The organism is Nevskia ramosa DSM 11499 (assembly GCF_000420645.1).
Classification (GTDB): domain Bacteria; phylum Pseudomonadota; class Gammaproteobacteria; order Nevskiales; family Nevskiaceae; genus Nevskia; species Nevskia ramosa.
The window spans coordinates 50,889-64,986 of the sequence record NZ_ATVI01000006.1; the positions used below are offsets into that span (position 1 = coordinate 50,889).

General features: G+C 64.9%; 11 protein-coding genes. 1 reads left to right on the forward strand and 10 read right to left on the reverse strand.

All coding sequences use genetic code 11. From position 1 onward, the window contains the following. Window positions 1-90 precede the first annotated feature (90 nt). The 9 genes from G513_RS21855 to G513_RS0107100 form a co-directional block, all read right to left on the reverse strand. Entirely contained in the window at window positions 91-876 is a 786-nt protein-coding gene (locus G513_RS21855) for an SDR family NAD(P)-dependent oxidoreductase (protein ID WP_033417401.1), read from the reverse strand. 91 nt (window positions 877-967) lie between these two features. Further along, on the reverse strand, window positions 968-1,813 hold the full coding sequence (locus G513_RS0107065; protein ID WP_022976125.1) for a ParB/RepB/Spo0J family partition protein: 846 nt from the start codon (window positions 1,811-1,813) through the stop codon (window positions 968-970). Then, the gene (locus G513_RS0107070) at window positions 1,813-2,604 is read right to left on the reverse strand and encodes a ParA family protein (RefSeq protein WP_022976126.1); all 792 of its coding nucleotides are present in this window, start codon (window positions 2,602-2,604) and stop codon (window positions 1,813-1,815) included. Before G513_RS0107070 ends, G513_RS0107065 begins: the two co-directional genes overlap by 1 nt. A 99-nt stretch (window positions 2,605-2,703) precedes the next feature. Beyond that, entirely contained in the window at window positions 2,704-3,351 is a 648-nt protein-coding gene (gene rsmG, locus G513_RS0107075; protein WP_022976127.1) for a 16S rRNA (guanine(527)-N(7))-methyltransferase RsmG, read from the reverse strand. 127 nt (window positions 3,352-3,478) lie between these two features. Next, window positions 3,479-3,931: a CoA-binding protein gene (locus G513_RS0107080; RefSeq protein ID WP_022976128.1), complete on the reverse strand. Its 453-nt coding sequence runs from the start codon at window positions 3,929-3,931 to the stop codon at window positions 3,479-3,481. 8 nt (window positions 3,932-3,939) lie between these two features. Beyond that, window positions 3,940-4,689, reverse strand: a complete 750-nt coding sequence (locus G513_RS0107085) for a response regulator transcription factor (protein WP_028475240.1) — start codon at window positions 4,687-4,689, stop codon at window positions 3,940-3,942. A 67-nt stretch (window positions 4,690-4,756) separates the two neighbouring features. Continuing rightward, entirely contained in the window at window positions 4,757-8,035 is a 3,279-nt protein-coding gene (locus G513_RS24770; protein ID WP_051144367.1) for a PAS domain-containing hybrid sensor histidine kinase/response regulator, read from the reverse strand. Window positions 8,036-8,157: 122 nt separating this feature from the next. Further along, window positions 8,158-10,110, reverse strand: a complete 1,953-nt coding sequence (locus G513_RS0107095; protein WP_022976129.1) for an alpha/beta hydrolase family protein — start codon at window positions 10,108-10,110, stop codon at window positions 8,158-8,160. Between the two features lie 83 nt (window positions 10,111-10,193). Then, on the reverse strand, window positions 10,194-12,290 hold the full coding sequence (locus tag G513_RS0107100) for a prolyl oligopeptidase family serine peptidase (RefSeq protein WP_022976130.1): 2,097 nt from the start codon (window positions 12,288-12,290) through the stop codon (window positions 10,194-10,196). A gap of 354 nt (window positions 12,291-12,644) precedes the next feature. Between G513_RS0107100 and G513_RS0107105 the strand changes: the two genes are divergently transcribed. Further along, window positions 12,645-12,995, forward strand: coding sequence for a hypothetical protein (locus tag G513_RS0107105; RefSeq protein WP_022976131.1), 351 nt, complete (start codon window positions 12,645-12,647; stop codon window positions 12,993-12,995). A 21-nt stretch (window positions 12,996-13,016) separates the two neighbouring features. Here the strand turns inward: G513_RS0107105 and G513_RS21865 are convergent, their stop codons facing one another. After that, window positions 13,017-14,015, reverse strand: a complete 999-nt coding sequence (locus tag G513_RS21865; protein ID WP_022976132.1) for a CE1 family esterase — start codon at window positions 14,013-14,015, stop codon at window positions 13,017-13,019. Window positions 14,016-14,098 lie beyond the last annotated feature (83 nt).

The window sequence follows — 14,098 nt, forward strand, 5'->3', positions numbered from 1 at the left end:
TGCGGCAATCGAGCCACCCTGATCGGTACCGTCGAACTGCTCCAACTTCGTGACAGACGACAGCTCGGAACCGGCAATCGACAGCAGGTTTCAGCGCTTCATCAGACGACCGACAAGGCGGGTCATCAGCCCACGCGGCACAAGAGCGCTCGCTGCCGCGCTGATTTTCATCAATCCGCCCGGCACCACGAGGCGACTGCGGCCCGCCAGACCATCGAGTGCGGCATCGACCACGGTTTCCGCCGACACCATGGTTCCGGCCGGCACCTTCTTGCGCAGGTTGTGGGCGCCGGTCGCTTCGAAGAAACCGGTATCGACCGGCCCGGGGCAGACTGCCATCACGTGCACGCCGCGGCCGCGCACTTCTTCCCACAGCGCATCGCTGAACGAATAGACGAAGGCCTTGGTCGCGGCGTAGACCGCGAAGTACGGCATCGGCTGGAACGCGGCCGATGAGGCGATATTGATGATGCCGCCGTGCTTGGCTTCCAGCATCGCCGGCAGGAAGGCATGAGCGAGATCGACAACCGCAGCCGCGTTGAGACGGATTTCTTCGGCTTCGCGGCCCGCGTCCTGCTTCTCGAACGCACCGGTGGTGCCGAAGCCGGCGTTGTTGATCAGCAGATCGACGTGCATTTCCAGCGCGTCGACCGCCTTCTTGAGCTTGGCGCCGCATTCCGGCTTCGACAGATCGGCGGCGATCACCTGAATGTTGCGGCCGGTCTCGCGAGTCAGTTCGCCGGCCAGGGCGCGCAGCTTGTCCTCGGAACGGGCGACGAGGATCAGATCCGAGCCGGACCGGGCGAGCGCCGCGGCGAAGGCGGCACCGATGCCGCTGGAGGCTCCGGTGATCAGAGCAGTCTTGTATTGCGACATGGGCACACTCGTAATCGGTTCAGCGCGGGATGCTGCGCCGCCGCAGTGTACGCAGTGCGGTTCCGAAACCGGGATTACCGCGAAGCCGCCTTCAGCGAAGCAGCTTCAACACCTGCTGCAATTGCGCGTTGTTGTCGAACGAGATCACCAGCTTGCCTTTGCCACGAGGCGACTGGGTGAGCGTGACCGGCAAGCCGATGCGTTCGCCGATTTCACTGGCGATCGGTGACTTCGGCAGCGAAGCCGACGGCGGCGAGGCCGGCCGCGACGAAGCCATCAGCAGCGCTTCGGTCTGGCGCACGGTCAGCTCGCGTTCGACTACCTGCTTCGCCAGTTCCGCCTGCCGGCTCGCCGTGGCACCCATCAGCACCTTGGCGTGGCCGAGCGAAATCAGGCCGTTGCGGACCATCATCTGCACGCCGGGATCGAGATCGATCAGGCGCAGCAGATTCGAGATCGAAGCACGCGACTTGCCGACCGCTTCCGCCGCCTGCTCATGGGTCAAACCGCAATCGTCGATCAGCCGCCGCAGCGCTTCGGCTTCTTCGAGCGGGTTCAGATCGGCGCGCTGGATGTTCTCGACCAGGGCAACTGCCATCGCCGCGCGGTCTTCCATCTTGCGGACCACCGCCGGAATGACCGACAGGCCGGCCAGCTTCGCCGCCCGCCAGCGCCGTTCACCGGCAACGATCTCGTGCTGCCCGTCTTCGATCTCGCGAACGATGATCGGCTGGACCACACCCTGCGCCTTGATCGATTCGGCCAGCGCTTCGAGCTGGCTCTGATCGAAGCTGCGCCGCGGCTGATGCCGGCCGGCGACCAGGCTGTCCAGCGCCAGTTCGCGCAGCTCATCACCCGCCGTTTCCACCGCCTGAGGCTGCGAACTGCCGAGCAGCGCATCGAGACTGCGGCCCAGACCCCTCTTCTTCACCGACACTATTCGCTCCCCAAGCTCATCTGCCCGCCATCATGGCGACGCAGCAATTCCCCGGCCAGCGCCAGATAGGCCTTGGCCCCAGCCGACGAAGGATCGTAGGTGATCGCCGGCAGACCATGACTCGGCGCTTCGGCCAGGCGCACGTTGCGCGGCACCAGGGTGCGATAGACCTTGTCGCCGAAGTGCTGCAGCAACTGCGCCGACACATCGTTCGACAGGTTGTTGCGCGGATCGAACATGGTGCGTAGCAGGCCTTCGATTTCCAGGCGCGGATTGATCACCCGCTGGATTTTCTTGATCGTGTCGACCAGCGCGGTGAGCCCTTCCAGCGCGTAGTACTCGCACTGCATCGGGATCAGCACGCCATCGGCGGCGACGAAAGCGTTGACGGTGAGCTTGGAGAGCGCCGGCGGGCAGTCGATCAGGATGTAGTCGTAATCATGCGCCACCGATTCCAGCGCCAGCTTCAGCGCGAAATCACCCGCCGGCATCTCGCGCAGCTTGATTTCGGCTTCCGTCATGTCGGCATTGGCCGGCATGACGCCGAAGCCGAGACCTTCGGGATGGATGATGACGGCCTGCGGCGTGACGGCTTCGAGCAGCACATCGCGAACGCTGTAGAGCAGGCGGTACTTGTCGACGCCGCAGCCCATCGTCGCATTGCCCTGGGCATCGAGATCGACCAGCAGCACGCGCCGACGCGTCGCAGCCAGCGAAGCCGCGAGGTTGATGGTCGTCGTGGTCTTGCCGACGCCGCCTTTCTGGTTGGCGATCGCGATGATGCGGGTCATTGGGCTGGATCGGTGCGAGTTTACGGAAGTGCCTAGGATGGCACTTCCGTGCACCGATCCGGCGGGCGGCAGCCCCTGGGGGCCTCAAAAGAATAAAGCTTATGCGGCTCGGATGATCAGCAACTGACGCATTTCATCGAGGCCGGGCACCAGCAGGCGATGGGTCGACTCGATCGCGAAGCCCGCCGGCAGGCCGGCTTTCTCGGCCGTATCGACATGCGCCTTCATCGACAGCCAGCGCGTATCCGGGCCACCCAGATGCTCGGTCACACCGATGTAATCGGCGAGGCTCGCAAACGCGCGGCTGATGATCAGCGGATACGGTTCGGCCGGCTGATGATCCTCGGCGCGGCCTTCGAACACCTCGGCATTCGGCAGCGCCATCGTGCGGATCACGTGGCGCATGAAGCGCGCCTTCTTGCCGGCGGAATCGAGCGTGGTCACATTCAGATCGGGCCGCACGATCGCCAGGATCAGGCCCGGAATGCCGGCGCCGCTGCCGGCATCGAGCATCCGCGTGCCCGGCGTGTAAGCCGGCAGTGCCTGCAGCACCGCGAGCGAATCGAAGACATGGCGGGTGACCATCTCATCGACGAACTTGATGCCGCTCAGGTTGTAGGTCGCGTTCCATTTCTCCAGCTCGCCGAGATAACGCATCAGCGGCTCGGTCAGGCCCACGTCCAGCCCGAAGCGTTCCAGTCCCGCGCGCAGGCGCTTTTCGCTGTGCGGATGCTTGCTGTCGCTCATCGGCGTGACCGGGGCACAGCGAATGGCGATGGGTTCGAACAGCAGGCAGGCATGGCACAGGCACGGGAATCAGGCCGCGCAGTATAAGCCCGAGGTTCCGGCCACCCCGCCCGCGTCTTCCCGGACGTCAAATCGCCGGCCGCGCACCGCGCCGCTGCTGCTCGACCATCAGGCAGCGATCCTGCACGACCAGGATGCCGGCCTCGGCCAAGGTCATCGCAAAGGCATCGTCGCGAATGCCGGTCTGCAGCCACACCGCACGCGGCTTGGCGGCGAGCAGATCGTCGAGATGTCCAGGCAAGGCGGACGGCAAGCGGAACACATCGACCAGATCGATCCGTCCCGGCACATCGACCAGGCGCCGATAGACCGGCTGGCCGAGGATGACGGTGACGTCGCGGTAATAGACCGGCACCGGCACGATCTCGTAACCGGCGGCCGCCAGCGCCGCCGGCACGTAATGCGCCGGCTGATCGTCATGCGATTCCGGCTTGATGCCGAGCACTGCGATGCGTCGCGTGGCCGCCAGCAGCGCGCTGATATTGGCCGGAGTTTCGAGCAGGTTCGAGTGGCGGTTCATGGTCGGTATCAGCGGCCGTAATTCGGGCCGTTCGAGGGCAGGTATTGGTAGCCGCCGCCGTGGCCGCGCACGGTGCGGATCACGGCCGGATCGCCGGGAACGGGTTCGATCTTCTTGCGCAGCCGGGTGATGCGCAGATCGATCGCGCGATCGAACACTTCGCCGGGATCGGTGCCGGACAGCATCAGCAGCTTATCGCGCGACAGGATCACGTTGGGATGCTCGGCGAACGCGCACAGCAACCCGAACTCCGCGCCGGTGATCAGCAGGATATCGCCGGTCGGATCAACCATGCGACGCCGTGCCCGATCGAGCCGCCAGCGACCGAACCAGCTTTCGTTGTCTTGCGCCTTTGCGGCTGGCGCTGCCGACGCAGGTGGAATCACAACTGGTCGGCGGCGCAGCACGCTGCGCACGCGCGCCAGCAGTTCGCGCAGATCGGCAGGCTTGGCGACGTAATCGTCGGCACCGAGTTCGAGACCGACGATGCGATCGGCTGGCGCGTCGGTGCCGGTCAGCATGATCACCGGTACGTCGGAACCGGCGCGCAGCCAGCGCAACACATTCAGGCCGTCTTCTTCGGGCATCACCAGATCGAGGATCACGCAATCCGGTGGGCTGCTCGCGAACAGCGCACGCAGGCTGTTGCCCCCATCGCAAGGCAGCGCCGCATAGCCCTGACCGCTCAGGTAATCCATCAGCAGATCACGCAGCAGCGGGTCGTCGTCGACGATGGCGATCCGGGGTGACACGGTCAGGCTCCTGGTCAGGCGCAAGCTCGCGCTGCGCCCGCAGAGATTAGCGTGTCATCGATGGCAAGCGGGTTCAGCCGGCGTCGATCTGCTGGCGAATGGTGTTGCGGACACCGACGTCGAGCCGGTCGAGCACGATCAGCCGCAGCCGGATCTCATCCGCTGAAGCATCCGTCAACAAGGCTTGTTCAAGCTGCGCGGAGACCTCGGCGATGCCGACCGCGCCCAGCGTTGCCGCCATGCTCTTGATCGAGTGGGCCGCACGCTTCGCCGTTCCGGCAAAGCCGGCAGCCAGCGCCTGTTCGATCTCCGTCGCGGCACGCGGTGTATCGAGATAGCGGCGGGCCAGCTTCTTCCACAGTTCCCGGCTGCCGCCCAGCCGCTCGATTGCGGCCGCGAAATCGCAGCCATCATCGTCAGCCAGCATGAGGTTTGATGGCGCAGCTGCAAGCAGCGCTGGCGTCACTACAGTCGCTGGTCCGTTCTGCGTCCACTGCGCCAGCAGCGCATACAGACGGCGCACATCGATCGGCTTGCCGAGATGATCGTTCATGCCGGCGGCCAGGCAGCGTGCGCGGTCCTCGGCCATCGCGTTGGCGGTCATCGCGATGATCGGCAGATGGGCCAGCGCGCCACCCATCGCGCGCAGGCGGCGGGTTGCTTCGAGGCCATCCATCAGCGGCATCTGCAAATCCATCAGCACCGCATCGAAGCGATGCGCGCTGGCCATTTCGACGGCAACGCGGCCGTTCGGCGCGATGCAGACCTCGACTCCCGCCGCTTCGAGCAACTCGCTGGCAACCTGCTGATTGATCTCGTTGTCCTCGGCCACCAGCACCCTCAGGCCGCGAAGTGACGCGGGGCGCAGCAGTTCCACGTCAACTGCCGGTGCCGGCACGAGCGCCGTCGCCGGGCTGCCGAAGGCATCGAGAATCGCATCGAGCAGCAGCGACGGATTGACCGGCTTGACCAGGAAGCCGTCAAGACCGATTTCGTGCGCCTCGTGTTCGATTTCCTCGCGACCGAACGCGGTGACCATGATGATCAACGGCGGCTGCGGCGGACCGAGCGCGCGGATGCGCCGCGCCGCTTCGATGCCATCGATCTGCGGCATCTGCCAATCCATCAGCACCAGGCCGAATGGATCGTGGCGCGCACCGCGGACCCGTGCCACCGCTTCGATGCCATCACCGGCGATGGTGACCCGGAAACCGAAGCCGGCGAGATGGCTGTCCAGGATTTCGCAGGCGATCGGGTTGTCATCGACCACCAGCACGCGCAGGTCGCGCAGCGCTTCCGGCACGATGCGCGCCGCCGGCGTGGCGGCCACGCCGAAGCGCGCCGAGAAGCGGAAGCAACTGCCCTGCCCCGGCTGGCTGTCGATGCTGATGTCGCCATCCATCATCTCGACCAGACGCTTGCAGATGGTCAGCCCCAGGCCGGTGCCGCCGTAGCGGCGGGTGGTCGAGGAATCGGCCTGAGAGAAGGCGCGGAACAAGCGGCCGATCTCCTCCTGACTCATGCCGATGCCGCTGTCCTCGACGGCAAAGCCGAGCCGCACCTCGTGCTCGCTGCGCTCGACCACGCCGACCCGCACCACGACATCGCCAGTGTCGGTGAACTTGATCGCATTGCCGGTCAGGTTGGCGAGAATCTGGCCAAGCCGGAACGGATCGCCGATCAGCACATCGGGCGCACTGGCGTCGATATCGAACAGCAGTTCCAGGCCCTTCTGCGCCGCGTGCACGCTGAGCATGCCGGACAGGTTTTCGAGCACCGCATGCAGCTTGAACGGCGTGGCTTCGAGCGACAGCTTGCCGGCCTCGATCTTCGAGACGTCGAGCACATCGTTGAGCACCTGCAGCAGCGACTGCGCCGAACTGTGGATCTTGGCCAGGTAGTCACGCGCTTGCGGCAGATCGCGGGCGCGGCTGCCGAGCTGCGACAAGCCGAGAATCGCGTTCATCGGCGTGCGGATCTCGTGGCTCATGTTGGCCAGAAACTCGCTCTTGGCGCGGCTCGCGGCGCGCGCCGTTTCGGTCGCCGCCGTCAATTCCAGTTCCAGCGCCTTGGCATGGCTGATGTCCTGCCAGACGCCGGTGAACGCGGTGCTGCCATCGGCCTGGCGACGCGGCATGCCGATGGTGCGCAGCCAGCGCAGTTCGCCGGTTTTCAGATGGCGAATGCGGAAATCGCAGTGCATCTCGGTCTGGGTCTCGATCGCCGCTGCCGTCACCGCCAGCATCATCGGCAAGTCGTCCGGCAGGATGGCCTGGATGACCTGGGCGTTGAGCCGCGCCGGATCGTTGGACGGTTCGATGCCGGCCAGCTCGCGGATGCCTTCGCTGACGAAAGTGGTTTCGAACTGGTTGTCCCCGAACGCCCGGAAGCGATAGACCATGCCCGGCACTGCCTTGACGATCTCGCTCAGCCGCAGCTCGGTCGCTTCCAGTTTCTGCCGGGTGGCGACTTCGGCGGTGACATCGAGCGTGAAGCCACTCCAGGCCACCGAACCATCATCCTGCGGCACCGGCTTGGCGAACGTGCGCAGCCAGGCTTCGCGATCCCCCGCCACCTTCGAGCGATAGGTGACCTCGATGTTGCGCTGCTCCTTGGCGCCGAGCATGAAGCCGCCGACCAGCTTCGCCCGGTCCGCACCGCTGACCAGGCCGATCAGGCTCATCGGATGGTTCAGTACCTCGTCGCGGGTCTTGCCGAACAGGGCGGCGCCCTGATCGCTGATCATCGTGTAGCGGCCGACTTCGTTCGGCGCCATGCGGTACTGGTAGACGACGCCGGGCAGCGAATCGGTGATCGTGCGCAACTGCCGCTCGGCGCGCTCGGCGGCATCGCGCAGCGAGCGTTCGGTGGCGATCAATCGCTCGCGGCTTTCGATCTCGTCGGTGACATCGTTCCACCAGCCGTTCCAGAGCGAACCATCGTCGGTCCTGCGCGGCGTGGCCGAGGTGCGCATCCAGCGCTGCACGCCGTCGGGCCGGACGATGCGAACATCGACCGAGAACGGCTTCACGTCGATCGCAGACTGCACATAGGCCTGGTACAGCAGCGCCGAGTCTTCCTGCAGCACCAGGCTCGGCGGCAGCATGGGATCGTCGAGCACCGCCTGTGAATCAACACCCAGCAGTTCTCGCACCCGGCTGCTCACGTAGTGATAGCGAATGCGTCTCTGACGATCCATGCTCAGCTGGAACACCGCGCCGGGCAGCGATTCGGCCAGATCGGCCCAATCGGCCAGATTCACCTGATGCCCATCGCCTACCGCCGGACGCAGCAGGCTGAGATCGGCATCCGCCGCTGTATCAGCGGAGATCGCTGGGTCGGCATCGGTCATCGCAACGCTTCGGTCCGGGTTCATCGCAGCACTTGCTTCTATCTGCCCAGCCTACTCAGCGCCGGTATCAGTCTGATGTCGCCGCGCTGACACATGATGTCAGCGCGGTGTCAGGCGCGGCTTCAGCGGCGCAGAGAAGCGCCCGGATACTCGGCCGGAATCAGGATCGGTAATTCGATGCCGGTCGCGACGGCGTCATACGGGTTCGGGGCGGAGAGCAGGCTGCCGTCGAGTGCGGAGCCAAACGCCGGCAGCGAAGTGCCCAGCGCCACGTTGACGACATTGGTCAGGTTCGGGGCGCTGGTCGCGCTGAGGATCGCCGCGTACTGCACCTGCTGCTCGTAGAACAGTAGGCCGACCTCATCGCCATCCTGCAGCTGCTCGCCGATCGCCGGCAGCTCGATGATGCTGTTCTGATGGCTGCGATTGAAGGTATGCAGACCTTCGACGAACGACGTGACCTGATCATCGACCAGGATCAGCGAGCCATTGCGGCGAATGCCGACACCGACCAGCGCGATCGCCGCGCGCGGCAGCACGTTAGGGCCGCCGACGACGCTGATCGAACTCATTCTGGGCACACCTGCCAGCACCCGGCCGCTGCCGGCGATCGTGGTCACCGGCACGAAGGTCGGGGCGCTGGACAGCACCGCGCCCACGTTGACCATGGCTATCTCCAGCCGCGCCGGCACGCCGCCGGCACCGGTCTGCGAACCGACCGGCATCGCATCGAGCGCCAGCCCAGCCGGCGTGCCGCCAGGCTGGCCGGCAACCGTGTCCGCAACCGAAATACAGACTTTCGGAATGCCGTCGAAGGCAGCGGAATCGACGCCCTTCAGCCAGTGGTCATACCAGGCGAGGATGCTGTCAAGGCCGATCACTGTGCCGCAGTTCGCGGTGCCTTCGATCTGGTTGGCGAGAGGATTCATGTGCCCGCCTTCCGTCGACAGCAGCCGCACATCGGCGCCGGTGGCGGCGAAGTAATCGGCGTTGCGCTTGGCTTCGGTGAGGTTGAACAACACGTCGCGATTGCCCTGCAGGAACAGCGCCGGCACCCGTCGCAAGGTCGCGCTGGTTTCGCCGAAACCCCAGGGCTGGCCAGCCGCCTGCTGAGTCTCGAAATAGCGCGTGCTGTGGCTGTAGAAGAACGGATTGACCTCGGCTTCGTCGATCGTCCGCGGCCGGGTCAACGGACGGCCGAGGGCTGCCACCAGATCGTCGCGCGTGCGCACCGTCGAGGCGAACAGGTTCTGCACGCCCACCTGATTGCACAGCGCCGCGACGATCGGCGTGTTCTCGACACCGCCGGTGGCGCCGAGCAGGCACAGCAGACCATCGAAACCCAGCTTCACGCCATCGCCAGGCAGCAGGCTGTACAGCAGGTTGTTCCAGGTGCCGTTCGGCACGATGGTGTCGATGCGCGGATCGAGCGCGGCAAGCGTCATCTGGTAGCCGCCGCCGTAGCTGTAGCCGATGGTGCCGACCTTCAGATCGCGATCGATGCCGGTACCGGTCTCGGTCTGGAAGTTGAACGCCGCGGCGTTGTCGTAAGCCCAGTCGAGGATGCGCCGCAGGTCCTGGATTTCCAGCGCCGGATCGACGATCCGCGCCTTGGTGTTGGCTGCGGATTCGCCGTGGCCACGCTGATCGACGCTGATCACCGCATAGCCGTGGCGCGGCAAGGCCTGGGTCAGGGCATCGATCGATGGGAAGTGCGGGTCGCTGGTCGGCAGGCTGCCGGTCGCCGCCAGGCTGCGCAGCCGCTTGCCACCATAGCCGTGGCTGTGCAGCACCAGCGGATAACCGGCGCCCGGGCAACGTTCGGGCAGCAGCACGGTGAAGTAGATCGTCGAAGTCGGCGTCGGATTGGTCGAGGCATCGGAATCCGACGGGCTGTTGACGACCAGTGAACGATCGAAAGCACCGGCCGGCAGCGGATTCGTGCACCCGGCAACTGGCGGCGGCGTGCCGGGAACTGCAGGGTCACCGGGATCAGTGGAAGCCGAGTCCTTGTTGTCGCAGGCAGACAGCAACACCATCAGGCCTGGCACCAGCACCCGCATCAGCTTGTTCATGACCGACTCCTCACTCGCACTTGTTCTGGTTGTGTGGGCGAGTGTAGGGAATTTGTCTCCGAAGTTGCTGCGGCTCCTCGCGACTAGTGCAGCTGTTTCCAGAAGAATGTGTAGGCCAGCGCGTTCATGTACGCCTGCTGCTGATTGTTCGCCGCACCACCGTGGCCGCCTTCGATGTTTTCGTAGTACAGGAAATCATGGCCCTGCTCGGCCATGCGGGCGGCCATCTTGCGAGCGTGGCCGGGGTGGACGCGGTCATCGCGGGTGGAGGTGGTGAACAGCACTCGCGGATACTTCGCGTCCTTCCTGAGGTTCTGGTACGGCGAGTATTTCGAGATCCAGGCCCATTCCGCGGCGACGTCCGGATTGCCGTATTCGCCCATCCACGAGGCGCCGGCGAGCAGCTGGTTATAGCGGCGCATGTCGAGCAGCGGCACCTGGCAGACCACGGCCCCGAACAGGTCCGGACGCTGGGTCAGCATCACGCCCATCAGCAGGCCGCCGTTGGAACCGCCCTGAATGCCGAGATGCTTCGGGCTGGTCAGCTTGCGCTTGCTCAGATCTTCGGCGATGGCGATGAAATCGTCATAGGCGCGCTGGCGATTCTCCTTCAGCGCTGCCTGATGCCAGGCCGGGCCGAACTCGCCGCCACCGCGAATATTGGCCAGCACATAGACGCCGCCGCGCTCCAGCCAGGCCGCGCCCATGCCGGCGCTGTAGCCCGGCTGCATCGACACTTCGAAACCGCCGTAGCCGTAGAGCAGCGTCGGGTTGCTGCCATCGAGCTTCAGACCCTTCTTCGAGACCTGGAAGTACGGCACCAAGGTGCCGTCTTTCGACTTGACCTCGTGTTGGCTGATCTCCAGGCCTTTGGCGTCGAAGTAGCTCGGCAGCGATTTCAGCTGTTCGCTGCCCGGCTTGCCGAGTACGGCGTAGTGCAGGCTGGTCGGCGTCAGGAAATCGGTGATGGTCAGCCAGTAGTCATTGGACTCGTCATCGTCGACAGCCGAGACGCCCAGCGCACCGAAGGCCGGCGCGTAGATCGCCGTCCGCGTCCACTTACCATCGACCTGCTTAAGCTCGTAGAGCTTGCTGCGGACGTTGTCGAGTTCGTTGACAATCAGCGCAGACTTCAGCTTGGCAAGGCCGCTCAGCGATTTGCGTGCCCCAGGGGTGTACAGATTGGCGAACGCGCGCTTGCCACCAAGGAAGTCGGCCAGGCCGATGACCAGCAGGGAACCACCGGGATAGGACTTGCTGCCGATCACCCAGTCGGTGCGCAGTTCGACGGTCAACTGGTCCTGCCACAAGCCAATCTGGGCGTCGTCCGGCACGTCCAGGCGCTTGAATTCGCCATCGACCCGCAGCCAGCTTTCTCCGCTGTAGAAGGTCGTCGCACGGCGCATCAACTCGTGATGATGGCCGCCAGAATCGACGACCATGGCGCCGCTCGCCACGTCTTCCTTGGCACCGGCAAAGACCTGCACCGCATCGGCCAGCGGCGTGCCGCGCTTCCATTCGCGAACGATGCGCGGATAGCCGCTGTCGGTCAGCGAGCCGGCACCGAAATCGGTGGCGACGAACACCCGGTCACGATCGGCCCAGACAACGTCGGACTTCGCTTCCGGCAGCTGGAAGCCATCGGCAACGAAGCGCTTCTTGGTGATATCGAACTCGCGGATCACCACGGCATCGCCACCGCCGCGGGACAGGCTGAGCAGGCAGCGATCATTGTCCGGATGCACGCAGGACGCGCCCTTCCACACCCAGTTCTCTTTCTCGCTGGCGGCCAGCGCATCGAGATCGAGCACGGTTTCCCAAGCCGGTTCCGGCTTGCGGTATTCGGCCAGGCTGGTGCGCCGCCAGACGCCGCGTACCTGCTTCGCGTCACGCCAGAAGTTGTAGTAGTGCGGGCCGATCTTGGTGACGAACGGGATGCGCGTGTTCGAATCGTAGATCTTCAGCAGCCGCTCGTGGATCGGCTTGAAATCGGCCGAGGCTTCCAGCTCTTTCTGGGAAACCGCATTGCGGGCGCGGACCCAGTCCAGCGCCTGATCGCCATCGACGTTTTCCAGCCAGAGATAAGGATCGTCGCCTGCCGTTTCCGCCGCCGTGCTGGCCGTGATACCGCTACCGAACAAGGTCAAAGCCATCACCGCTCCTTTCAGCCACTGATTCATCCGATCGACTCCAGCCCGTGACGGGCCTGCGGGCTATATCGCGCAGGAGTCTGACGTAGGGCCTGTTAACAATCACTTCGGTCGCTGCGGCGGAGGTCGTTTTTGCCCAGTGCAACGAACGAGAAGCGACCAATGGCCGACCCATTGGCGCGACGAATAAGGCAGCAATGGGCAAAAACGATCCCGCCCCGGAGGGTTGCGGCCCAAAAGCCGCCATGCCCCGTTGCGAACCTTGAGAATAGAACAACTATTCTCTGCGGCTCGCGCCTTGCCTGGCGGCTTTTTGACTCGCAACGCAGCGACTGAAGTGATTGTTAACAGGCCCCAAGCTCGCTGAAACATCCGGAATCGCCCATGAACCGCTGTGCCTGCGTGTCAGTCCTGATGATGGTTGTCCTGCTGGGCGCCTGCCAGCGCGAGGCACCGGCACCGGCCGCTGCGGCTGTGGAAATCGCGGAACCGGCGCCGGACGCCGGCTTCTGCGTGGATGAGGCCGATGGCGATTACCTCAATCCGAAGAGCTGCCGCAGCCTGGTGATCTGCCGCAGTCAGCAGATCGCCGAACTGCGTGTCTGCCCGAAGGGCGAAGTGATCAACAGCCTGTCGGAACAGCGGCCGTTGCGCTGCCTGCCGCTGGCGGAATCTGGCCTGAACGCCGATTGCTCGTTCAAGCCGGTGCCGTTGTCGGATGTGCTGCCCGAATAGCCCGATGAATCGGACCGACGCTCAGCGCCGGTAGGCGCTGACAAAGCTCCAGATCACGCCGGTGGCCTTGAGGTCCTGGCTGGTGACGTACTGGGCGCCGGTCAGGCCACCGGACCACGCGTGGCCGCCGCCGGTGATCGTGTACAGCCGGTTCTCGAGCGTGCCGCCGTTGCAGCCGGTGTAGCGCGTCAGCTGCACCGTGGTGCCATCGGCGGCGCGGTCCGGAAGCGAACTGGCCAAGACGCCGCCGCAGGCCTGCTTGCTGCTCCAGTAGGCCATCGTCGACAGCGCCGACTTCATGTTGAGGTAGCCGTCGTAGGGAACGATGGTGTCGGCGGTGCCGAGCAGATAAACCTTGGCGCGGGGCTTGGTTGGCGCGCAGACATTGGCCAGGCCGGTGCGCAGGGTCGCGGCATTGATGCCGAACGCGGCGATCTTGTCCGATAGCTCGCAGGCCAGTCGCTCGGCCATGAAACCACCGTTCGAATAACCACCCGCGTAGACGCGGCTGGCATCGACACCCTGGGCGACCAGCGTGTCGATCAGCGCCGAGATGAACTGCGTGTCGTCCTTGTTGCTGGTGCTTGGATCATCCTTCCAGGTGCCGCCGATCGCGGCCGGCAGCACGGCCCAGAAACCCTGGGTCTGCACGTAGTCGGCCACCTCGGTCAGGTTCGCCATGTTCTCCGGCGTCACGCCGTTGGCATGGAGCAGCAGCAGCACCGGCGCACCTGCCCGAACCGGGTTCGGCCGCACGATGACGTAGCGGCGGCTGACGCCAGCGACCTTGATCGTTGCCGAAAAGGCCGTGGTGTTCGACGTGGTCTGCACGTAGGTGCCGTTGAGCACCGTCCAGGTCCGCTTCAGGAGGCTGCTGAGGGTCTGGAAACCGCTGACTGGATCGATGCTGGCAGTAGTGACGGTCGCAGTCTTGGTCACCGCGGCGGTGGCATTCCATGACAGCGCCAGCAGCAGGCCCGCAGCGCAACGAACGAACCAGGAGGAATAGTATTTTTTCACGACTTGCTCTTCGGTTGTAGAGAGATTTCGTGAAAACCTTGCGACCGCTTGCCGAGCCTCCGCAATCGAGGCGCGATGGGCGG